Consider the following 22,954-nt stretch of genomic DNA (forward strand, 5'->3'; position numbering starts at 1 on the left):
CCTAGTCGGTGGATTCGGTGGTGGCAGCGGTCTCGGCCAGCGGAGGCACATCGTTCATGAACGACAGTGCGCGGTCGCCGATGGGGTTGATGCCGAGCCCGGCGGACAGCGAGTGGCCGACGAGGGCGTGGAGGCATTTGACCCGGTTCGGCATTCCGCCTGCGGAGTAATCCTTGATCTCTTCAACTTCCGCCAGGCCCGCTGCGGAGCCGATCTCAGAGCGGACGTCGAGGTAGGCCCGGTGTGCGGCGGCGTAGGCGGCAGCGAGCTCTTCGTCTTCGCCGATCTCCGTAGTCCATTCGGCCATGATTCCCGAGGCTTCCAGCCGCGAGCATTCGGCCACGTAGGCAGGATGGGTGAGGTAGAAGGTCGTCGGGAACGGCGTGCCGTCCTCGAGGCGCGGAGCGGTGGCGACGACGAGGGGTTCACCGGATGCGCTGCGGGCGGCGATGCCGACGACGCCTCGGGGAATGCGCCCGAGTTGGTCTTGGAGGACAGCGAAATCCGCCTCGGTGCACTCTGTGATCATCAGCTCTTCTCCACGGTGTTGCCGGTCTCCTGAATGGACTCCAGCAACTCAAGGTACCAGGCCTGCTTGCGAACCGGCCGTTCGGGCTCGGATTCCTCGTCGACGGCCTCTTGATTCGTGACGATGACCGCGTTCTTGCCCTTTTCCACGTAGTACTGGTCTTCGCGGGCCTTGCGCTTGATGTAGGCGGGGTCTCTGAGGTTCTCGTTCTTCTCTTCGAGGCTCTTGACCTCGGCTTTCGTCGTCTCGATCTCGTTATTCAGGGCCGCGATCTGCTGGGCCTGTTTGAGTGCGGAGTTCAGGGGCGAGAGGAACGCGAGGAGGACGGCTGCGACGACGAGGAGGAAGATTCCCGTGCGCACCGACATGCGGCGGCCACGCGCCTCGGCGTCCGTGCCGGCATCGGCTTCGATGACCGGTTTCGGGCGTCGACGAGGGGTGGCTTTGCCAGGAGCCGATTTCGGGGCACTTCGTCTGGGCTTGCTCGGGACCATGCTTCTTTCCTCTGCGACTGGGGATCGGGGAAGAGTGTCGCAACATCTCCAAGTGTGCCGTGTCCGCATTCCCTGCGCGAGGATTTCGAGCTCGTGGCGTGTTCGATTCTCACGTATCCTCCGTCACGTCCGGTCCCGCCCACTCCTCCCCCGCGAGCATCTCTCACCTCAGCCCGTGCCCGCCCCAGGAGCCATCTCAGCCTCGCCTCCCGCAGGCATCTCACACCACTACTGCTTCCCCCTCCCCGCAGCCCCAACTCCTACACCCACGACGGCACCCCTCACTCTTGGCAGCAAACCACCTCGCTCCTGCGGTGCGTTATGCGCCTCGGGGTGACGGATGTCCGAAGATCGCCGCCGTCGATCACCTGACCTGCGACCAGTCATCTTGCGAGAGCTCCGCCCGATCAATGCCCTATCCACAGAGTTATCCACAGACAAGAGAGCGCTCATTACTGTTTGGTTGCGTTTATTGCATTTTAGATGCATGTATAAACTATTGAGCACCGATGACATCCTTCGGCTCGGATTCAACCATGGCGACATCAGGCGCGCCCGCAGATGTTGCCTCCGACGGCTGTCGCGGGGCACATATCTCGTCCGCCACGTCTGCGAACTGGACTTCCATCGCCCGCTCTGGGCGAGCATCGCCGAACAGGTCCACCAGGTCTTCATCGAGCACGGAGTCATCCGCGACGATATCAACGATCTCAACGCCTCGGTGATGGCTCACTTCGCACAACGTGCCGATCGGAGAACCGACGACGCGAAGTCGAACCCACCGGCGGAGATCTTCTCGCACATCTCTGCGGCACTAATCCACAATCTGCCCATCTCCCACCCTGTCGCCCACCAGGTCGAGGTCGTCCGGCGGGGCACCAACCGCAAATTCAAGACTATCCACGTCCGCGGCAGCATCATCCCGCAGAACCACCGCGCAACGATCAACGGCGCCGAGGTGACCACACTCGAACGCACACTCATCGACGTCGCCCGCAGCTACAACCTCGACGTCTCTGTGCCGATGATCGATGATGCGCTGCACCGAAAGCTGACCACCAGGGAGAAGATCCTCACGAAACTCGCTCAATGCTTGGAGAAGCGCAATTCCGCGAAAGTGCGACTGGCCATCGATCTGGCTGATTCTCGCCGCGAATCCCCCGCCGAGGCTGTCGCCGCGGTGCGATTCTACGAACACGGGATCACGGGGATGGAACCGCAGGTCACGTTTCACGCCGAATCATTGAGGCGCGATATCCGCGTCGACTTCTGTCACCGCCGGGCTCGTCTCATCATCGAGATCGACGGCATCGGCAAGCTCTATCTCGGTTCAGGTGTCCCCCGCGAGGAGCTCGAACAGGAACGCCGCCGCGAGCAGTGGCTGCGCGACCAAGGTTGGCAGGTGATTCGGATCAGTTGGAAGGAGCTGTTCGAGGAGGCGAAATTCTATGACATCCTCCGGTTCATCCGCCGTGCGCAGAACGCCACCGCCTGGTCCCCACCGCGGGCATCTGTGCCGCAGATGCATCGCGGACCGCAGCGCACCGCCGCGGACCGCCGCACCAGGCGGCACATCGCTGCATAGGGCGAGGCATCCCGCACCGCGGCTGTCGTTCACCCCTATTTCGTCGAGCACACCGTCTCCCATGGTGCGATTGGCAGAGTTTCATCCCGCACCGTTGCCGGCAACTCCTACAGGTGCTCGACCGTCCCTCACCCATAGAGACTCGTCAGAGTGGTGCAACGGTGCAAATTACGAGGAACGCGAGGGATAGTCGCCGGTGGGCGGATATGAGACCACCGGTGACAAATGGTGACGCAGTGAACCGGGCCCGGCAACGGAGAATCGTCGCGACGAGGAGACTTCGCGGTGAGAAATGCGGCCCCGGATGGAGGAAGGCCCGAAGGCGGGAAGACTCGAGACGAGAAGCCTCGGATGAGGGAGGTCCGAAGCTGGAAACCCCGAGGCGGGGCCGGGCGATCATTGTGATCGTCCGGCCCCGCCTCGGGGAGTTCAGAGCCCTGCTCGCCTCAGGCTTCGAAGCGCGGGAAGGCGCTGCGGCCCGCGTAGCGTGCGGCATCTCCGAGCTGCTCTTCGATGCGCAGCAGCTGGTTGTACTTCGCGACGCGCTCCGATCGTGCCGGGGCGCCGGCCTTGATCTGACCGGCGTTGGTCGCCACGGCCAAGTCGGCGATGGTCGTGTCCTCGGTTTCGCCGGAACGGTGCGAGATCATCGTGGTGTAGCCGTTCGTCTGCGCCAGAGACACAGCGTCGAGGGTCTCGGTCAGGGTACCGATCTGGTTGACCTTGACCAGCAGCGAGTTCGCCGTGGCGTTGTCGATACCGCGCTGCAGGCGCTCGGGGTTGGTCACGAACAGGTCGTCGCCGACGAGCTGCACCTTCGAGCCGATCGTCTCGGTCAGGGTCGCCCAGCCGTCCCAGTCGTTCTCATCGAGGGGGTCCTCGATCGACACGAGCGGGTACTTCGCCAGCAGCTCTTCGTAGTAGGCGGCCATCTCCTCGGCGGTCTTCTTGCTGCCTTCGAACTCGTAGGCACCGTCGGCGTAGAACTCCGAGGACGCCACGTCGAGGGCGACGGCGATATCGCGTCCGGGACGGTGCCCGGCGATGTCGATGGCCTCGATGATGAGGTCGAGCGCCGCGGCGTTCGAGTCGAGGTTCGGAGCGAATCCGCCCTCATCGCCGAGTCCGGTCGAGAGTCCGCGTTCCTTGAGCACTCCCTTGAGCGCGTGGTAGACCTCGACGCTCCACTGCAGCGCTTCGTGGAAGCTGGCGGCGCCGATCGGGGCGATCATGAATTCCTGGATGTCGACGTTCGAGTCGGCATGGGATCCGCCGTTGAGGATGTTCATCATCGGCACGGGCATGACGTGCGCATTCGGTCCGCCGAGGTAGCGGTAGAGGGGCAGATCCGCCGAGACCGCTGCCGCGCGGGCCACGGCCAGCGAGGTGCCGAGCATCGCGTTCGCGCCGATGCGGGACTTGTTGTCGGTGCCGTCGAGTTCGATGAGCGCCTGGTCGACGAGACGCTGGTCGTCGCTTTCGAGTCCGACGATGACTTCGTGGATCTCGTCGACGACAGCGTCGACGGCCTGGGTGACGCCCTTGCCCAGGTAGCGCTCGGGATCTCCGTCGCGCAGCTCCACGGCTTCGAATTCTCCGGTGGAGGCACCGGAGGGAACGCCGGCACGACCGACGGACTCATCGGCCAACAGCACTTCCACCTCGACGGTGGGATTTCCCCGGGAATCCAGGATTTCACGGGCGTTTGCGGCAACGATCTCGGCCACTGAGTACTCCTTAGCGTTTGGTTTCACATGGGGAACATGTGCCTGGAGGACAGCTTAATGCACCGCGCGCGCAGGCTCACCCTCGGTCCGGGCCCCGGTTGGGCTCGGATTCGAGCAGGCATTGCCGCAGTCGCCCGGGCGTGGCCGGGTCCATCCCGTGCGCGAGCAGGTAGGCTTCGACTCCCCCCGGCTGTCCCCCGTCCTTCGCCGAGGCGGTCCCGTGCTCGGCCTCGATCCGATCGAGGACCTCGTGCATGAGTTCGGGAGGAGCAGCGGTGGCGGTCTGGGCGAGATTGCCGGAGATCCCGGCATCGGAGAAGTTCCTGGTGATCGCCTCGAGGAAACCCCCGGACAGGTGGGTGGAGGTGATCGCGTATTCGTCGACGATCTCCTGCCGTCCCACACCGAGGAGGTCGAGCAGGAATGCCCCGATCACACCGGTGCGATCCTTTCCGGCAGAGCAGTGGAACACCACACCATCAGCGCAGTGTTCGGCGATCAGGTCGACGGCGGCGGCCAGCCGGTGACCGAAGTGCGTGATCATGAGTTCGTAGATGCGGCCGAGGCTCCGGTCGCTGAGATCCATTCCTGTCGCCTCGGCGGCGGCTTTCATCTCTTCCCTGCTCAATGGTCGGCTGGGGAAGAAGTGGTCGTCGAAGACGGGCAGCTCGATATGTCGGATGTCGAGGCCGTCGAGCGCATCCGGCAGTTTCGCCCTCTCGCCGATATCGCGCAGATCGATGACGGTGCCGATGCCGAGTTCGCCGATATCGGCGCGCGCCCGATCGCTCAGCTGCGCCAGACCGTCGGCGCGGAACACCTTCCCGGATCGCACTCGGCTCTCCCCCGCCTCGGCGGCGGGCCCTCCGAGGTCACGGAAGTTGAACGTGCCTTCGATCTCGAGCCTCTCCAGACTCATCGACTTCCGTCCTCTCCTCGCGCTGCGGCCTTCTCTTCCGCTTTGATCCGGCGGTACTCGCGTTCGACGTCTTCCAACGATGCCATCTCATCTCCGGGATCGTCGGTGAAAGCCAGGGGGTGACGACGGATGAGCTTGGCCTCGAGACCATCGATGATGGCGCCGAGGCTGTGACCGTAGTCTCGCCCGCTGCTTTCATCGAGCAGGGCGGAGTGGAAGAGCACTTGGTAGAACACGTCGCCGAGCTCGTCGACGACGGCCGCCCGATTCTCCGCAGTGGGTTCTGTCGCGAAGTCTTCAAGAGCGACGATGAGTTCATTCGTCTCTTCCCGTGCGTACTTCTCGAGGCTCTGATGATCTTGTCGGCTCGACCAGGGGCACCGTCGTCGCAGAGTCGCCATGGCTTCGATCACCGCTTGGAGTCCCGGTTCGTCACGTTCACCCACGAAATATCCTCCTGCCGGCACGAAAGACCCCCACCGCAGAAGCGGTGAGGGCCGATTCGTCGGTCACTTCGAGAATTTGTCCTTGACCGAGGCACCGAGGTCCTTGACCGACTCGCCGACGTCCTTGGCCTTGGCCTTGAGCTGATCGGTGGCACCTTCGGCCTTGAGCTGGTCGTCACCGGTCACATCACCGACGGTCTCCTTGGCACGGCCGCCGAGGTCTTCGGCCTTGTTCTCGAACTTGTCGTCAACACCCATGGGGATTCTCCTTAGTAGACAGCTGCGTGATTTGCACTTGCTGCGGATGTCTCCGCGTTTCGCACTCTACGCCACCGCCCTGGCTCGTGGGCCGAACAGCTGTGAACAGTCGGAGAGTTCTCAACCGTCCTTCGCAGCTCCGGCCTCCGTGACTTCCGCGGCATCCGACTCGACGACAGGCAGGATGGCGTCGAGGAACTGGTGCGCCCACCGCAGGATGTCCGAATCGGTCATCTCCTTGGAATCGAATCCGGTGCCCGCCATCGGCTTCGGGACGAGGATCGAACGCAGCGCCGGTTTGAGCAGAGACTTCGGGTACAGACGCTTGAGCCTGACCACCTGGGAGTCGGAGAGTTCGACGGGTCCGAAGCGGATGAAGTTGCCCTGCATGACGATGTCGTTGACCCCGGAAGCGCGGGCGCGGATGCGCAGCCTGGCGACATCGGCAAGGACACCGACGGGTTCCGGGTAGGGGCCGTAGCGGTCGATGAGCTCGTCGAGGACTTCCTGCAGCTGTGCTTCGTCGGTCGCCGCGGCCAACTTTCGGTAGGCCTCGAGACGCAGTCGTTCGTGATCGACATAGTCGGCCGGCAGGTGGGCATCGACGGGCAGTTCGATGCGCATGTCCGCCTCGGGTTCGGTCTCCTCGCCGCGGAACTTCGCCACGGCCTCTCCGACGAGTCGGACGTAGAGGTCGAAGCCGACGCCTTCGATATGGCCGGACTGCTGGCCGCCGAGCAGATTGCCGGCCCCGCGGATCTCGAGGTCTTTCATCGCCACCTGCATTCCGGCACCCAGTTCGGTGTGCGCGGCCAGAGTCGTCAGACGATCGTGTGCGGTCTCGGTCAGCTGAGTGTCCGGCGGGTAGAGGAAGTAGGCGTAGGCGCGTTCACGTCCACGTCCCACGCGTCCGCGCAGCTGATGCAGCTGGGAGAGCCCGTACTTGTCGGCGTTGTCGATGATCAGCGTGTTCGCATTCGCGATGTCGATTCCTGTTTCGACGATCGTCGTGCACACGAGCACATCGTATTTCTTCTCCCAGAAGTCGACGATGACCTGTTCGAGTCGGGTCTCATTCATCTTGCCGTGGGCGATGGCGATTCGCGCCTCTGGCACCATTTCGGCGATGTGTCCGGCGACTGCTTCGATATCGCGGACCCTGTTGTGGATGTAGAAGACCTGTCCTTCGCGCATGAGCTCGCGTCGGATCGCAGCCTTGATCTGCTTGTCTTCGCGTTTGCCGACATAGGTCAGCACCGGGTGCCGCTCTTCCGGAGGTGTGGCCAGGGTCGACATCTCGCGGATGCCGGTCACCGCCATCTCCAGGGTGCGCGGGATCGGGGTCGCCGACATGGCGAGGACGTCGACGTTCGTCCGCAGCGCCTTGAGAGTCTCCTTGTGTTCGACGCCGAAACGCTGCTCCTCGTCGATGATGACGAGTCCGAGTTCTTTGAACCGCACCTCGCCGCTGAGCAGTCGGTGGGTGCCGATGACGAGGTCGAGCTTGCCGGCGGCGAGATCCTCCTTGACCTTCTCCGATTCCTGTTTGGTCTGGAACCGGGAGAGGGCGCCGATGGTGACGGGGAATCCCGAGTAGCGTTCGGCGAAGGTCTCATAGTGCTGTTGGACGAGCAGAGTGGTCGGCACGAGCACGGCGACCTGCTTGCCTTCCTGGATCGCCTTGAACGCGGCACGAACCGCGATCTCCGTCTTCCCATAGCCCACATCGCCGCAGATCAGACGGTCCATCGGCACGGTCTTCTCCATGTCCGATTTGACCTCGTCGATGGTGGTCAGCTGATCGGCCGTCTCGACATAGTGGAAGGCGTCTTCGAGTTCACGCTGCCAGGGAGTGTCCGGCCCGTAGGCGTGGCCGACGGTGGCCTGGCGGGCCGAATACAGTCGGATGAGCTCCCCGGCGATCTCCTTGACGGCCTTGCGGGCTCTCGCCTTCGTCGACTGCCAGTCGGCGCCGCCCATCTTGTTGAGGTTCGGGCTCTCCCCGCCGACATAGCGGGTGACCTGGTCGAGAGCATCGCTGGGAACGTAGAGGCGGTCACCGGGCTGTCCGCGTTTGGCGGGCGCGTATTCGATGATGAGGTATTCGCGGGTGTGCTTGTTCGCACCTCGCCCTGTGGTCCGCTGGGTCATTTCGACGAATCGTCCGACGCCGTGCTGGTCGTGGACGACGTAGTCGCCGGGAGCCAGGTTGAGCGGGTCGACCTGGTTGCGTCGACGACGGGTGGGCAGCTTGCGCATATCCCGCGTCGAGGTGGCCGCAGCCCGACCGAGCACATCCGCCTCGGTGAGCACGGCGAGTTTGAGATCGTCGAAGACGAAGCCGCCGAAGGACGCGGCCGTCGTCACGGTCACCAGGGCTTCGGGCAGATCGGTCGGGTCGTCGACGAAGGAGGCGGGCACTCCGGCTTCGGAGAACACCTCGACCATGCGTCGGCCCGGGCCCTGGCCTTCGGTGAGCACGAGGATGCGCCACTTGTCGTGGATGAGTGCCTTGACGTCGGCGAGGATCGCCTCGACGTCTCCGGCATAGCCCTTCGGGATGCGGGCAGGGACGGAGAAGATGTTCTCCTCGGGACCGGCGAGCTCCTCGTCGGTGGCGAATCCGCCGATCTCCCACCAGGCCAGGCCGATGAGGCGAGCGCCTTCGGCCATCTCGGCCACGGTGCGGAAGCTGGCGGCAGACAGGTCGATCGGGGTCTCTCCCCCGCTGGCTGCTCCGGTCCAGGCGGCCTCGAGGAATTCGTTCGTCGTCTCCACGAGGTCCGTGGCACGGGCGTCGACGCGTTCGGGTTCGGTGATGATGATCTTCGATCCGGCCGGCAGCAGAGCGATCATCGGCTCCATTCCGTCGGCGAGGACGGCGGAGAGCGATTCCATCCCTTCGACGGCGACTCCGCCGGCGATCTTGTCGAGCATATCTGCGGCGCTGGGCACATCCTCGGCGAGTTCCGCGGCCCGCTTCCGCACCGAATCGGTCAGGAGCAGCTCCCGGCACGGCGGTGCCGACAGTCGCAGGGGTTCGTCACCGTCGTCGGTGGGGATGGAGCGTTGGTCGCTGACGGAGAATTCGCGGATCTCGTCGACCTCATCGCCGAAGAACTCCACACGCAGCGCTCGCTCCGAGGTGGCCGGGAAGATATCGACGATTCCGCCGCGCACAGCGAATTCGCCGCGTCTGGAGACCATGTCGACTCGGGAGTAGGCGAGTTCGGTGAGCCGTTCGGCGAGGTCATCGATCTCGTATTCGTCGCCGACGGCGAGCTCGACCGGTTCGATGTCGCCGAGCCCCTTGGCCAGGGGCTGGAGGAAGGCGCGCACGGGCGCGATGATGAAGGTCAGTTCCCGGCCGGGAGTGGGGTGGGCGAGGCGGCGCAGCACCTCGAGGCGCTGGCCGACGGTGTCCGACCGCGGCGACAGCTTCTCGTGCGGCAGGGTCTCCCAGCTGGGGAAGATCGCGATCGACGCCGACGGCACCCAGTCGGCCAGCGCCTGGGCGAGGTCTTCTGCCTCACGTGTCGTGGCGGTGACGATGAGCTGAGGCCCCGAGGCGGCCCCGTCGGTGGTGACGGTGCGGCGCAGGATCGACGGCCACAGTCCCTTGATCGCATCGATCGTGCCACCGTCGGTGTTGGCGTCGTTGAAGGCCGCGACGAGTTCGGTGATGGTGGGATTCCGGCGGGTGAGATCGAGTCCGTTGAGCACCCGAACAGTCTAGGCCACGCGGCTGACACGACCCATTCGGCGCCCTCTCGACAAAGCCCGAGGACCACGGGAGTCGAAAACGTGTGAGGATGAGCATATGGCCATGAAGAGAACCGTCCTTGCAGGTTTGGCTGCGGCGACGCTCCTGCTCGCAGGGTGCACGGCCGATGCCGATGACGACATCGCCGTCGCCGAACGGTGGGACTTCCATTCCCGCCCCGAACTCGCCCCGCCGAAGGTCGATATCGACGCCGGGGCCTTCCCCGACGACAACGGAGACCTGGAGACCTTCCTCGCCCCGAAGGGACAGACGCAGACCGATGACACGTCCTGGGTGGGCGGGCTCATCCTCGACTCCGCCGGTGACCCGGTGTGGATCAGAGACGACTCCGAGGCGCTGTGGGATCTGCGCGTCCAGGAATATCAGGGGAAGCCGGTGCTCACCTGGTGGGAGGGACTGGCCGAGACTCCGCACACCGCCGGCGAGGTTGTCGTCCTCGACGACTCGTATCAGGAGATCGCCCGTGTCGGCATGGGCGGCGAGCTTCCCAAGGACACGTCCGACCTGCACGAGACGACGATCACCGCCGATGACACAATGTTCCTCATCTCCTACGTGAAGACGCAGACGGATCTCAGCTCAGTCGGCGGAGCCGAGGACGGCTGGGCCTGGGAGGGCATCGTCCAGGAGGTCGACATCGCAAGCGGTGATCCCCTGTTCGAATGGCGCTCCCTCGACGCCGTGCCCATCGATCAGACCGAGACGGAGCTCAAGGAAGGCGAGGGCACGAAGGACGAGCCCTTCGACTACATCCACCTCAACTCCGTGTCCGAGGACGATGACGGCAGGGCTCTCCTCGTCTCGGCGCGCAATACCCACGCTGTCTACCAGCTCGACCGGAAGAGTGGCGATCTCAACTGGGTCCTCGGCGGCAAGGCCTCGGACTTCGAGATGGGCGAGAGCGCACAGTTCGCCTGGCAGCACGATGCCCAGCGCCGCTCCGATGGGACGCTGACCCTGTTCGACAACCACGCCGCGCCTCGGCTCGGCGACACCCGCGGTCTGCGCCTCGACGTCGATGAGAAGAGGAAGCGCGCCGAGGTGGTCACGGAGTATCCCGCCCCCGACGACCGTTCGTCGGGCAGTCAGGGCAACTTCCAGGAGCTGCCGGGCGGCAACGTCGTCCTCGGCTGGGGTTCGGAGCCCTACATCTCCGAGTTCTCCAAGGACGGAAAGCTGCTCGCCGACCTCAGCTTCACCGGCGGATCGAACTACCGCGCCTACCGCTTCGACTGGCATGCCCAGCCGACTGCTCCCCCGACGGCCACGAAGTCACAGCCGCAGTCCGACATCACTCGGGTGCACATGAGCTGGAACGGTGCCACCGAGGTGGCTTCGTGGAGGGTGCTCAGCGGTGACGACGAGGAGCACCTCGTCGAGAACACCGAGGTCGAGCGCAGCGGTTTCGAGACGGCGGCGGACATCACCCCGAACGGTTCGACGATCATCGTCGAAGCTCTCGACGCGGACGGCAAGTCCCTCGGGTCGACCAGAGCGGAGCCTCAGAACAGATAGTTTCGGGAGTTGGACCGGTCGTGAATATTTCGAGGCGATAACGGGCCTAACGGAACGATCACGATTGCCCGGAAGGCCCGGATGTTCGGGGTTCTCCAATCTTCATCACCCACAATTGGAACATGACCGACCACTCCCCCCGTTTCTCCGCCGAGGAATCCCGACTCCTCTTCGGCCCTGACTCCACCGACTCCGGATCTCCCCACTCCGGCCGTTCCGCGAATCCCCCGGTTGCGCACCTGAACACCACCGTCGACCGGCCGCATCTGCTTTCCCGGTTCGCTCCGGTGCTGATCGTCCTGGCCGTCATGTGGGTCATCGAGATCGTCGATGCGATCCTCCCTGTCGACCTCGACGTCTTCAGTCTGGAGTCATGGAATCCGCTCTCGCTCTACGGCCTGGTCACCTCGCCGCTGCTGCATTCGGGATTCGGCCATCTGCTGGCCAATACTTTCCCGTTCCTCGTCCTCGGCATCGTCATCGCCTTCGAAGGCAAGCGTCGTTTCTGGACGGTCACGGGCATCACCGCGCTGAGCTCCGGGCTCGGTGCGTGGCTGACCACGCTGCCCGGCCAGCACATCGTCGGGGCGTCCGGCATCGTCTTCGGATTCTTCGGCTACCTCGCGCTGCGCACCTGGTTCACCGATGACCTGCTGCGCAAGATCATCTACTTCACCATCGGCCTGTTCATCTTCGTCACCTACGGCGCATCGATGATCTTCGGCATGCTGCCGCAGACGAACGACATCTCCTGGCAGGGCCACCTGTTCGGATTCGCCGGCGGCATCTTCGCCGCATGGTGGCTGCACCGTCGCCCGGAGAAGCAGAAGACGGCCTGAGTCCCGGGCAGCGCCCGCTGCTTGGTCAGCACCCGAGGTGCGATCAGCGAGAGTGGAACTTCTGCTGCATGTCGGTGAGCCCGCTGACGATGACCTCTTCGACGGCATCGGCGAGGTCGGAGACGAACATCGGCAGGATCGTGCGCTCGTCCTTCGAGAACGGGCGCAGCACATAATCGGCGGTGTCCTGTCTCCCCGGAGGGCGTCCGACTCCCGCTCGCACCCGCAGATAGTCCTTCGTCCCCAGCACCGAGGTCATCGAACGCAGACCGTTGTGCCCGCCCTCTCCCCCGCCGAGCTTGGCTTTGATGGCATCGAAGGGGATGTCCACATCGTCATGGACGGCGATGATCCGGTCGGTGGCGATTCCGTAGAAGTCAGCCAGCGCGCGCACCGGTCCGCCGGATTCGTTCATATATCCCGTCGAGGTGGCCAACACCACCCGCGGACCGGGCAGTCCCGGGACGCTGCCGCCGGGCAGCCGCCCGGTGCCGACGTTCGCACGCAGCTTCGTCCGCGTCAGCGTGGTTCCGATGCGGGAGGCGAGTTCGGCGATGACCATCTGTCCGATGTTGTGCCGTGTCGCTTCGTACTTGGGGCCGGGATTGCCCAGTCCGAAGACCAACCATGCTTCGTTCGACATTGCCGTCCTTGTCCGTCCTGTCCGCGCCCGCTGACCGAGTGGTGGGGCTTCTGCTCGCCGCGGGGCGAGAGGTGCGCCGGGTTCGCTCTTGAGAAACGCATTCGGTGGGCCGCCCAACAGGCGGCCCACCGAACAGCGTAGTCAGTCAGTGCTCCTCACGGCACGTTGAGTGCCGGGAGGAGAGAAGATCACTCCTCTTCGGAGGTCTCTTCCTCACCGGACTCCTCAGCGGCCTCTTCCTCGGTCGACTCTTCAGCAGTCTCTTCCTCGGCGTCGGACTCGGTGTCCATCTCGATCTCTTCGGAGACGTTGACGATGAGCTGCTCTTCGTCGGCGATGAGCTCGACGCCTGCAGGCAGTTCGACCTGACCGGCCAGAACGTGCTCGCCGGCGGGACGGCCTTCGATGGAGACCTCGATGAGCTCGGGCAGCTTGGTCGCATCGGCCTTGACGGCGATGGTCGACTCTTCCTGCGAGACCATGGTGCCGGGGGCGGCTTCACCGATGACGTGGACGGGCACGTCGACCTCGATCTTCTCGCCGCGCTTGACGATGATGAGGTCGAGGTGCTCGATATCACGACGGACGGGCTCGATCTGGACGTCGCGCGCAATGGCGAGGACGTTCTTCGATCCGTCGGTGCTTTCGATCTCGAGCAGCGCGTTGGCGTGCTTGAGAGCCAGCATGGTGGCGTGGCCCTCGAGGGACACGTGCACGGGGTCTCCGCCGTGGCCGTAGATGACAGCGGGGATGCGTCCTGCGCGGCGGATGCGGCGCGCTGCGCCCTTGCCGAACTCGTTGCGAGCTTCGGCCAGAAGTTTGAAGTCAGCCATTTTCTCTCCTTCGTGGTGAACTTACCTTCGAGCACCACGGCGAAACAGCCTGAGCACCCACGCGAATCACGAACCCGATGGGTTCGTTTCGTGGGGCAGGACCGCGTCGATCACGGAGACATCAGCCTCCCTCGCCGAGGCAACCCGACTAGTCTACGGCACCGTCCGTTTCGGCACCAATCCGAGAGGTCACGGCTGCAGCGCACGCATCGATTCCGGTTTCGGTGAGGAGGATGTCGTAATGGTTCGTCCCCTGCACATCGACGATGTCCATCTGCGGCCATTGCCGAGCGAAGTCGTTGGTCGTCTCCGGCGGGTACAGGCCCGGTTCGGCGGCGACGAGGTCGCGCTCGGCGAAGAGGAAGACCACTTCGGACTGGGTTCCGTCACTGCCCATGATCGTCTCCAGGGCATCACGGTAGGCGGAGCCGGTGTACATGTCGGCCGAATCGGCCTGCATCGCCTCCACCGACGTCGACGGTTGGAACGAATGGTCGTCCTTGGCCGCCAGATCGTAGACGAAGCTCTCGGTCGCCACGGTGTCGAGGCCGTCGACGAAAGCGGGGTGAGCGGCGAAGAACGCCAAGTACTCCTCGACGCTGCCGAAGGTCATCGACAGCCGCTCGGCGGCCGGGCCGAGGACGGCGGCGATGAGATCATCGGTGTCGAGGTCCTCATCGTTGAGGTCGTCGACGGGGCCGTCTCCGTGGGGCTGCCCCACTGGCAGGGGAAGTCCCCCGTCGATGAGGACGGGGCCACGGAAACGGCGGGCCGCCTCGGCGCCGGTGTCGACGTTCGGCTCAGCCGACATTCCGGCCAGGGTCATGGCGACGAAACCGCCCATGGAATGACCAACCAGGGTGACCGGCCCCTCCGGGGCGAAGGCATCGAGCACGGCGGTGACATCCTCGGCGTGGGCGGCCATCCCGAACGGGCCGGGCAGGGTGCGCGAGTCGGCTCGTCCGCGCAGGTCGGGCCCGATGATGCGGACGCCGGGCAGTGCGGAGACGAGGCCCGCGAAGAACAGGTGGTTGGAGGTGATGCCGTGGATGACGCACACGGTGGGCACGCGCCCGGGGCCGCTCGCCACCGGCTCCCACACTCCCACGGACAGCTGCCCGCCGGGGACGTCCACGCGGTACCGGTTGTAATCGTGTGAGGACATCGTCCCTGATCCCTTCGCCGAAGTCTTGCCTCCAGTGTAGGACCTCACGGCAGTCCAGACGATGCGAACCCCGAGCCGCATCGACTCGGGGTTCGCATCAGATCCGGCGCGATTGCGCGGATCACGGGGCCTCAGCCTTCGGGATCAGACCTCGAAGAGACTCGTGACCGATCCGTCTTCGAAGACCTCGTGCACGGCACGAGCGATGAGCGGGGCGATCGAGAGCACGGTGAGCTTGTCGAAGATCTTGTCTTCGCTCAGCGGCAGAGTGTTCGTGACGATGACCTCTTCGGCCACGGAGTTCGACAGGCGTTCGACGGCCGGGCCGGAGAACACGGCGTGGGTGGACACGACGATGACGCCCTTCGCGCCGGCGGCCATGCAGGCATCGGCGGCCTGCACGATGGTGCCGCCGGTGTCGATCATGTCGTCGACGAGCACGCAGGTGCGGCCCTCGACCTCACCGACGACGCGGTTGGCCTTGGTCTCGTTCGGTCGGGTGATGTCGCGGGTCTTGTGGATGAAGGCCAGCGGCACTCCGCCCAGCGAGTTCGACCAGTTCTCCGCGACCTTGATGCGGCCGGCGTCGGGCGAAACCACGGCTAGGTCGCCGGGGTACTTGTCCTTGACGTAGCCGGCGAGGATCGGCATCGCGATGAGGTGGTCGACGGGACCGTCGAAGTAGCCCTGGATCTGCGCGGTGTGCAGGTCCACGGTGATGATGCGGTCGGCACCGGCGGTCTTGTACAGATCGGCGACGAGGCGAGCGGAGATGGGCTCGCGTCCGCGGTGTTTCTTGTCCTGCCTGGCGTACGGGAAGAACGGTGCGATGACGGTGATGCGCTTGGCCGATGCACGCTTGAGGGCGTCGACCATGATCAGCTGCTCCATCAGCCATTCGTTGATGGGAGCGCAGTGGGACTGGAGGACGAAGACGTCGCTGCCGCGCACTGACTCGGAGTAGCGGACGTAGATCTCGCCGTTCGCGAAGTTGTAGATGTCGGTGGGGAGGAGTTCGGTCCCCAGATTCTCCGCGACTTGCTCGGCGAGTTCGGGATTTGCCCGACCGCTCACCAGGACGAGCTTCTTATCGCCCGCCGTCGTTATCTCATTCACTGATCCGTTCCCCTTCGGATGCGTTTTCGGCCGCCTGCGCTGCAGGCGTGCCCGGACGGTTTGTCTGAACCCAGCCCTCCAGGTTGCGCTGTGGGGCCACCGAGATGGCCAGCGCTCCTGCAGGGACATCCTTGCGCACCGTCGTGCTCGCACCCGAATAGGCGCCGTCGCCCACGGTGACAGGGGCGACATACATATTGTCCGAGCCCATGCGTGCATGCTTGCCGATGACGGTGCGGTGCTTGTTGACGCCGTCGTAGTTGACGAACACCGAGGCGGCTCCGATGTTCGAGCCCTCCCCGATCTCCGCATCGCCGACGTAGGAGAGGTGGGGTACCTTCGCACCCTTGCCGATATCGGCGTTCTTCGTCTCCACGAAGGTGCCGATCTTTCCGGACTCGCCGAGCTTGGTGCCCGGACGCAGGTAGGCGAACGGTCCGACGTTGGCTTCCGGGCCGACGACGGCGAGTTCACCGTGGGTGCGCACGACCTTGGCGTTCTCCCCCACCTCGGTGTCCTTGAGGGTGGTGTCGGGGCCGACGACGGCGCCGGCGCCGATGTCGGTGGCGCCCAGCAGCTGGGTGCCGGGCAGGATCGTCGCATCGGCGGCGATGGACACGTCGACGTCGATCCACGTGGTGTCGGGGTCGATGATGGAGACACCGGCACGCATGAACTTCTCGCACTGCCGGCGGTTGAGCTCCTTGCCGAGGTTCGCCAGCTGCACGCGATCATTGGCTCCCTCGACCTGCCACAGGTCGTCGGTGGCCGTGGCGGCGACGGGGCGGCCCGCCTCACGGGAATGTCCGATGACGTCGGTGAGGTACTTCTCACCCTGCGCGTTGTCGGTCGTCAGCGAGGCCAGGCCCTCCTTGAGCGCCGCGGCGTCGAAGGCGTAGATGCCGGAGTTGATCTCACGGATGGCCCGTTCTTCGTCGCCGGCGTCCTTCTGCTCGACGATGCGCAGCAGGGATCCGTTCGCGTCGCGGACGATGCGGCCGTACCCGGTCGGGTCGTTCACCTCGGCGGACAAGACGGTCACGGCGTTGGCGTTGGATTCGTGGATCTCGACGAGGCCGTTGATGGTCTCCGTCGTCAGCAGCGGCACATCGCCGTAGGTGACGACGACGGTTCCGCTGAGGTCCTCGGGCAACTGGGTGAGCGCACATTCGGTGGCGCGGCCGGTGCCCGGAACCTCATCCTGATCGGCGATGAGCAGGGTTCTCTGGGAGGACACGGGAAGGGAGTCGAGGTGGGCGACGAGCTGATCGCGCTCATGGCGGACGACGACGATGAGGTGCTCGGGAGAGGTTCCGGCCGCCGCGGCGACGGAGTGATGGAGCAGGGAGCGTCCGCCGATGGGATGCATCACCTTGGGAAGAGCCGACTTCATTCGAGTGCCTTGGCCCGCTGCCAGAACGATGACGGCGGTCGGATGAGTCTGCGACATAGTTGAATCCTTCGCATGTCGGGTTGGGCCAGCTCCGCCCATAGGATTCGAACCTATACTGCACGGCTCCAAAGGCCGGCGTGCTGCCATTACACCAGGGCGGAACAGCGTGCACCAGTAGAGGGGCCCGCGCTCACGAGACACCATCATGCCACTACGATTAACTGTATGGAAATTCTACGCGAGATTCTTCTGACCCTGCATCTGCTGGGTATGGCCATCATCGTCGGCGGCTATTTCACCGTCATCCGCTCCCCCAAAGTGATGCCCGGAATGCTCCACGGCGCCTATCTGCAGCTGGTCACCGGCCTGCTGCTCATGGGGCTGGCCGAGATGGGCGATGGCGACGTCAACCATATGAAGCTCGGCATCAAACTGGTCGTGGCGATCCTCGTCACTGTCTTCGCGTTCATCGGCAACAAGAAGCAGAAGGCCTTCGCCGCCTCTGCGCCTGCAGAGGGCGGGGCAGGCGTGAAGGTGGCGAACCCGTCGGCGACCATGGCACACCTGGTGGTGGCCTTCGCGGTCATCAACGTCATCGTGGCCGTCTTCATCCACTGACCTTCCCCAATTACTACCTGACGGCGGCTCAGCAACCTCGCGCGAGGTTGCTGAGCCGCCGTCAGGTAGTTCTGAGGGGTGTGAGCTCGTGTCCGAGGCTGACGGTATCGTTGGGGGCGACATGACTGCTGCAGCTGAACACACCGACCATGCCGCCGGCGCCGACTCCCGAGCGGCCGAACTCCTCACCGGACTCAACCCCAGGCAGCGCGAGGCCGTAATCCATACGGGATCCCCGCTGCTCATCGTCGCCGGAGCCGGATCGGGCAAGACGACCGTGCTCACCCGACGCATCGCCTACGCCTTGGCCACCGGTCGCGCCCACCCCGGCGAAGTCCTGGCGATCACGTTCACGAACAAGGCCGCGAAAGAGATGGCCGAACGCGTGTCCTCGATCGTCGGCCCTGCCTCCCGCGCCATGTGGGTCTCGACCTTCCACTCCTCGTGTGTGCGCATTCTCCGCCGCGAGGCGAAGGTGCTGGGCATGAAGTCGAATTTCACGATCTACGACGCCCAGGACGCCCAGCGACTCGTCGCTCAGATCCTCAAGGAGCTCGGCCTCGACACGAAGAAGTACGCCCCGCGGGCCATCCTGCACCGAATCTCGAACCTCAAGAACGACCTGCAGACCCCCGACGACTTCATCCCGCGGCCCAACAATCCCGCCGACGAGGTGCTCGCCGACGTCTTCAAGCGCTACACCTCCCGTCTGCGCCTGGCCAATGCCTTCGACTTCGACGACCTCATCGCAGAGACCGTCCACCTCTTCGGCGCCTTCCCCGAGGTGGCCGATTCCTACCGTCGCCGGTTCCGCCATATCCTCGTCGACGAGTACCAGGACACGAACCCAGCACAGTACGCCCTGATCAAAGCCCTGGCCGGTGACGGCGCAGGAGGGCCGACGGGTGCCGAACTCACCGTCGTCGGCGACGCCGACCAGTCGATCTATGCCTTCCGCGGCGCCACGGTGCGCAACATCGTCGAGTTCGAGAAGGACTTCCCGAACGCGGACACCATTCTGTTGGAACAGAACTATCGGTCGACGCAGAACATCCTCGACGCCGCCAATGCCGTGATCGCGAACAACGACGACCGCCGCGAGAAGAAGCTGTGGACCTCGGAGGGTTCCGGCGAGCAGATCGTCGGCTGGGTGGCCGAGAACGAACAAGGTGAAGCCCGGTTCATCGTCGACCGCATCGATGACCTCATCGACGAGGAGAAGTACACCTATGGTGACTTCGCCGTGTTCTACCGCACGAACGCTCAGTCGCGCGCCATCGAAGATGCGCTGGTCCGGTCCGGAATCCCGTACAAGGTCGTCGGCGGCACCCGCTTCTACGAGCGCAAGGAGATCAAGGACGCCCTCGCCTACCTGCGCGTCGTCGCCAACCCCGATGACGACGTCAATCTGCGCCGCATCCTCAATGTGCCCAAACGCTCCATCGGCGACCGCACCGAGGGCATCATCGCCGACTTCGCCGACCGGGAGAACATCAGCTTCTTCACCGCCCTGGGCCGCCTCGACGAGATCCCGCACCTGAGTTCGCGCGCCCTGACCTCGGTGCAGAAGTTCTACGACCTCATGCAGGATCTGCGCTCCACCGCCGAGTCCTCCCCGCTCTCCCGGGTCATCGAGGCGATCCTCGAACAGTCCGGTTACCTCGAATCGCTGCAGAAGAGCACCGATCCGCAGGACGAGTCCCGTGTCGACAACCTCGCCGAACTCGTCGCCGTGGCCGAGGATTTCGTCGCCACTCGGGAGGCTGCCGCGGTTGCGGAACCGGACACCCCGGATGACAACGACACCAACACAGACACCGGCACTGAGGCGACCGCCGTGCCTGAGACGACCGATACAGAGGCCGAAACCGCCGCCGAGGCGGTCGACCCCGACGTCGATGACGTCGGTTCCGCAGACGCCTCCGCTGCGCCGGGCGTCGGCGCGGCGGCCATCGATCAGTTCCTCGAGCAGGTGGCTCTGGCCTCGGACACTGATCAGATCCCCGATGCCGAACTCGGTCAGGTCACACTGATGACTCTGCACACGGCTAAGGGACTCGAGTTCCCGGTGGTCTTCCTCACCGGGCTCGAAGACGGAGGATTCCCGCATTCGCGTTCCTTCGAGAATCCGCAGGAGCTGTCGGAGGAGCGGCGTCTGGCGTATGTCGGGCTCACGCGTGCTCGGCAGCGTCTGCTCGTCACTCGCGCCGAGACCCGGAGCATGTGGGGTCAGCCTCAGTACAATCCGCCGAGCCGGTTCCTGTCCGAGATCCCGGAGAACCTCATCAATTGGGAGAACACGGGCAGCTTCTCCGGCGGGTTCGCTTCGGGCGGCTTCGGTTCCGGAGGTTTCGGCTCCGGCGGCTATTCGTCCGGATACTCGGGAGGATCACGCGGCTTCGGGTCGTCACGGTCGTCCGGTGGCGGCTCCCGCTCACGCTCGAGTGCGAGTTCGTCGACACCGGTTGCCGGATTCCCCAATCGGATCCGACCCAATCGTGAGGTCATCTCCGTCGAGGTCGGCGAGAAGGTCTCGCACGAGTCCTTCGGGCTCGGCACCGTCACCGAAGTCAACGGTGTCGGAGACAAGACCGTGGCCGTCGTCGACTTCGGTTCGGCCGGATCGAAGCGGCTGCTGTTGCGCTACGCCCCGATCGAAAAACTCAGCTGAGGCAACGGTGCAGGTGGATGCACGGCCAAGCCGTGCATCCACTGCACTGAGCCGTTCTCTCGCGCAGCGAAGCCACTCGTGCCCCGATAGTTGGTATCGACTGACGCTAGCCAGAACACAAGAAAGCGCCGAGGAGAATCACATTCTCCTCGGCGCTCATCCATGCCGGACGCGGCTATGGATTAAAGATCATTCGTTGCCGAGCTTGTCATCGGCTCCGTCGCGACCCTGATTGATCTGGTCTTCGAACTTTCCACCGGTGACATTGTTGGCTGCGTCCGAGGCCTTGTCCAGGCCCTGGTCGCTGATCTCTTCACCCTTATCGCTATTCAAGGCGTCCTTGGCTTTGTTAGTAAGATCGTCGAGTCCCATGCTGTCTCCTTTCATCGGAAAAGGTTCGAAGCGAACCTCTGACGCCACTCACCTTGCCACTATTGTCGACGTGACGACACCTGCGCGTCCCATTTCTCAGCGAATGCACATAAAGAGCGTCGCCGAGACCGACTCCTCAGCGGGTCAGCGGTACGAGGAACGCCAGCCCGACCAGCAGTCCGGCGAACAGCAGACAGGTCGTGATGTCGACGACCTTCGACCGATTCGCCCACACTTCGGTCCACGGCGGCGGCATCGCTCGGAACCCGGCGAGACCGGCGGGGACGACCGCGAGGACGACAGCACCGAGGCGGAAGTCGATGACGGAGCACGCCGCGGCGGCGGCGACGCCCAGGAGACAGCCGAGCAGCACCCAGTCACGCCGGGTGGGATGCGCGTATCGCCGTTTCCAGTAGATCCATCGCTTCGCGATCGGTCCTCTCCCCCGCCGTGCATGGCGGGGGTGAGGTCGCTTCATCTCAGTGGAAGAAATGGCGGCTCCCGGTCAGGTACATCGTGATTCCTGCCGCCTCCGCGGCCGCGATGACCTCCTCGTCGCGGATCGATCCGCCGGGCTGCACCACGGCGGTGACTCCTGCGTCGATGAGGATCTGCAGACCGTCGGGGAACGGGAAGAAGGCGTCGGAGGCTGCGACCGCACCGGTGGCGCGTTCGGCTCCGGCACGTTCGACAGCGAGTTTGGCCGAGTCGACGCGGTTGACCTGCCCCATGCCCACACCCACCGAGGCTCCCCCCTTGGCGAGCAGGATCGCGTTGGACTTCACAGCCCGTCCGGCCTTCCACGCGAATTCGAGATCCGCGAGGACCTCGGGTGCAGCTGCCGGACCAGCGGCCAGGGTCCAGTTCTCGACGGAGTCGCCGTCCGCCTGGAAGGCGTCGCGGTCCTGTACGAGGAACCCACCGCTGATCGGCTTGACCTCGTCTGTGGGCACATCGATGTCGCCGAGTTCGAGCAGTCGCAGGTTCTTCTTCGTCGTGAGGATCTCAAGTGCCTCGGCGCTGAACGACGGAGCGGCCAGGCATTCTGTGAAGATCGGCTTGATCGATGCTGCGAGCTCTGCGTCGACCTCGCGGTTCGTGGCGATGACACCGCCGTAGGCCGACAGCGGATCGCATTCGTGGGCGGACTTGTGCGCAGCGGCAGCGGTCTCACCGACGGCGATTCCGCAAGGGTTCGCATGCTTGATGATGGCGACGGCCGGCTGCTCGAAGTCGAATGCCGCGCGGATCGCGGCATCGGTGTCCGTGTAGTTGTTGTACGACATCGCTTTGCCGCCGAGCAGTTTCGCACCGGCGATTCCGGCGGTGCCGTCGGAGTACACGGCAGCAGCCTGGTGCGGGTTCTCTCCATAGCGCAGGTCGGCGATCTTCTCTCCGGTGAGGCCGGCGAATTCGGCCTTCTCATCGGTGGCGAGTTCCGCGGCGAACCAGGAGGCGACGGCCGCGTCGTAGGCCGCAGTGTGGGCGAAGGCGCGGGCGGCGAAGATGCGGCGGGCATCGATATCGAAGCCGTCTCCGGAGGCTGCGTCGAGCACGGCCGAGTAGTCGGCCGGATCGGTCACGACGGTGACCGTAGGGTGGTTCTTCGCCGCCGCACGCACCATCGAGGGTCCGCCGATGTCGATCTGTTCGATGCAGTCATCGAAGCCGGCTCCGCTCGCGACGGTGTCGGCGAAAGGATAGAGGTTGACGACGACGAGGTCGAAGGGCTCGATCTCGAGTTCGGACAGCTGTTCCAGGTGCTCAGGCTTGCGGGAGTCGGCGAGGATGCCGGCGTGGACGCGCGGATGAAGGGTCTTGACCCGCCCTTCGAGGCATTCGGGGAACCCGGTGAGGTCTTCGACCTTCGTCACCGCGGCTCCCGCCTCGGCGATCTTCGCTGCCGTGGATCCGGTCGACACGATCTGGACTCCGGCGGCGTGGAGGCCGCGAGCCAGCTCCTCCAGCCCGGTCTTGTCGTAGACGCTGATCAGCGCTCTCTTGATCGCGCGGGTTCCTGTCACAGATCCTCCTCGAGGTTCGGTTG

Annotated in this window: 20 protein-coding genes and 1 tRNA gene; 5 read left to right on the plus strand and 16 right to left on the minus strand. The window is 64.7% G+C overall.

All coding sequences use genetic code 11. The annotated features are described in order from the left end of the window. Position 1: 1 nt before the first annotated feature. Entirely contained in the window at positions 2-529 is a 528-nt protein-coding gene (locus ACU4IU_RS02680) for a DUF501 domain-containing protein (RefSeq protein WP_139469661.1), read from the minus strand. Beyond that, a complete protein-coding gene (locus ACU4IU_RS02685; RefSeq protein ID WP_172168647.1) occupies positions 529-1,023 on the minus strand; it encodes an FtsB family cell division protein in 495 nt (164 codons plus the stop codon). The genes ACU4IU_RS02680 and ACU4IU_RS02685 overlap by 1 nt, the downstream gene beginning before the upstream one ends. Positions 1,024-1,510: 487 nt before the next feature. On the opposite strand from ACU4IU_RS02685, the gene ACU4IU_RS02690 reads away from it, so the two are divergent. Further along, positions 1,511-2,608, plus strand: a complete 1,098-nt coding sequence (locus ACU4IU_RS02690) for a DUF559 domain-containing protein (RefSeq protein WP_446655831.1) — start codon at positions 1,511-1,513, stop codon at positions 2,606-2,608. 446 nt (positions 2,609-3,054) lie between these two features. On the opposite strand, the gene eno is transcribed toward ACU4IU_RS02690, so the two are convergent. From eno to mfd, 5 genes are all read right to left on the minus strand, one after another. Next, positions 3,055-4,335, minus strand: coding sequence for a phosphopyruvate hydratase (eno, locus tag ACU4IU_RS02695; protein WP_139907336.1), 1,281 nt, complete (start codon positions 4,333-4,335; stop codon positions 3,055-3,057). Between the two features lie 76 nt (positions 4,336-4,411). After that, positions 4,412-5,254: a tyrosine-protein phosphatase gene (locus ACU4IU_RS02700; RefSeq protein WP_446655832.1), complete on the minus strand. Its 843-nt coding sequence runs from the start codon at positions 5,252-5,254 to the stop codon at positions 4,412-4,414. Continuing rightward, the gene (locus ACU4IU_RS02705) at positions 5,251-5,700 is read right to left on the minus strand and encodes a MazG nucleotide pyrophosphohydrolase domain-containing protein (RefSeq protein ID WP_229663869.1); all 450 of its coding nucleotides are present in this window, start codon (positions 5,698-5,700) and stop codon (positions 5,251-5,253) included. The genes ACU4IU_RS02700 and ACU4IU_RS02705 overlap by 4 nt, the downstream gene beginning before the upstream one ends. A 63-nt stretch (positions 5,701-5,763) precedes the next feature. After that, a complete protein-coding gene (locus tag ACU4IU_RS02710) occupies positions 5,764-5,958 on the minus strand; it encodes a CsbD family protein (RefSeq protein ID WP_139469666.1) in 195 nt (64 codons plus the stop codon). Positions 5,959-6,078: 120 nt separating this feature from the next. Beyond that, positions 6,079-9,681, minus strand: a complete 3,603-nt coding sequence (gene mfd / locus ACU4IU_RS02715; protein ID WP_446655833.1) for a transcription-repair coupling factor — start codon at positions 9,679-9,681, stop codon at positions 6,079-6,081. Between the two features lie 97 nt (positions 9,682-9,778). On the opposite strand from mfd, the gene ACU4IU_RS02720 reads away from it, so the two are divergent. Together ACU4IU_RS02720 and ACU4IU_RS02725 are read left to right on the plus strand one after the other, a co-directional pair. Continuing rightward, positions 9,779-11,257, plus strand: coding sequence for an arylsulfotransferase family protein (locus tag ACU4IU_RS02720; protein ID WP_446655834.1), 1,479 nt, complete (start codon positions 9,779-9,781; stop codon positions 11,255-11,257). Positions 11,258-11,379: 122 nt separating this feature from the next. Next, positions 11,380-12,096, plus strand: coding sequence for a rhomboid family intramembrane serine protease (locus ACU4IU_RS02725; RefSeq protein ID WP_139469669.1), 717 nt, complete (start codon positions 11,380-11,382; stop codon positions 12,094-12,096). 43 nt (positions 12,097-12,139) lie between these two features. Here the strand turns inward: ACU4IU_RS02725 and pth are convergent, their stop codons facing one another. From pth to ACU4IU_RS02755, 6 genes are all read right to left on the minus strand, one after another. Next, positions 12,140-12,739, minus strand: a complete 600-nt coding sequence (gene pth, locus ACU4IU_RS02730; RefSeq protein WP_139469670.1) for an aminoacyl-tRNA hydrolase — start codon at positions 12,737-12,739, stop codon at positions 12,140-12,142. Positions 12,740-12,927: 188 nt separating this feature from the next. Beyond that, positions 12,928-13,572, minus strand: a complete 645-nt coding sequence (locus tag ACU4IU_RS02735; protein WP_139469671.1) for a 50S ribosomal protein L25/general stress protein Ctc — start codon at positions 13,570-13,572, stop codon at positions 12,928-12,930. A 148-nt stretch (positions 13,573-13,720) separates the two neighbouring features. Further along, on the minus strand, positions 13,721-14,737 hold the full coding sequence (locus tag ACU4IU_RS02740; RefSeq protein ID WP_446655835.1) for an alpha/beta fold hydrolase: 1,017 nt from the start codon (positions 14,735-14,737) through the stop codon (positions 13,721-13,723). Positions 14,738-14,881: 144 nt separating this feature from the next. Continuing rightward, complete coding sequence (locus tag ACU4IU_RS02745) at positions 14,882-15,853, minus strand: ribose-phosphate diphosphokinase (RefSeq protein ID WP_025777652.1); 972 nt, start codon at positions 15,851-15,853, stop codon at positions 14,882-14,884. Continuing rightward, positions 15,846-17,303: a bifunctional UDP-N-acetylglucosamine diphosphorylase/glucosamine-1-phosphate N-acetyltransferase GlmU gene (gene glmU, locus ACU4IU_RS02750; protein ID WP_139469674.1), complete on the minus strand. Its 1,458-nt coding sequence runs from the start codon at positions 17,301-17,303 to the stop codon at positions 15,846-15,848. Before glmU ends, ACU4IU_RS02745 begins: the two co-directional genes overlap by 8 nt. Positions 17,304-17,335: 32 nt before the next feature. After that, a tRNA-Gln gene (locus tag ACU4IU_RS02755) sits at positions 17,336-17,407 on the minus strand. A gap of 64 nt (positions 17,408-17,471) precedes the next feature. Between ACU4IU_RS02755 and ACU4IU_RS02760 the strand changes: the two genes are divergently transcribed. Next, positions 17,472-17,864, plus strand: a complete 393-nt coding sequence (locus ACU4IU_RS02760; protein ID WP_139469675.1) for a hypothetical protein — start codon at positions 17,472-17,474, stop codon at positions 17,862-17,864. A 121-nt stretch (positions 17,865-17,985) separates the two neighbouring features. Continuing rightward, on the plus strand, positions 17,986-20,535 hold the full coding sequence (locus ACU4IU_RS02765; protein WP_446655836.1) for a UvrD-helicase domain-containing protein: 2,550 nt from the start codon (positions 17,986-17,988) through the stop codon (positions 20,533-20,535). Positions 20,536-20,724: 189 nt separating this feature from the next. Here ACU4IU_RS02765 and ACU4IU_RS02770 read toward each other — a convergent pair whose 3' ends face one another. From ACU4IU_RS02770 to purH, 3 genes are all read right to left on the minus strand, one after another. After that, entirely contained in the window at positions 20,725-20,907 is a 183-nt protein-coding gene (locus ACU4IU_RS02770) for an antitoxin (RefSeq protein ID WP_139469677.1), read from the minus strand. A 136-nt stretch (positions 20,908-21,043) separates the two neighbouring features. After that, on the minus strand, positions 21,044-21,385 hold the full coding sequence (locus tag ACU4IU_RS02775; protein WP_446655837.1) for a hypothetical protein: 342 nt from the start codon (positions 21,383-21,385) through the stop codon (positions 21,044-21,046). 1 nt (position 21,386) lies between these two features. Then, entirely contained in the window at positions 21,387-22,931 is a 1,545-nt protein-coding gene (gene purH, locus ACU4IU_RS02780; protein ID WP_446655838.1) for a bifunctional phosphoribosylaminoimidazolecarboxamide formyltransferase/IMP cyclohydrolase, read from the minus strand. Between the last annotated feature and the right edge of the window lie 23 nt (positions 22,932-22,954).

The sequence above is a fragment of the Brevibacterium sp. CSND-B09 genome (assembly GCF_052906525.1).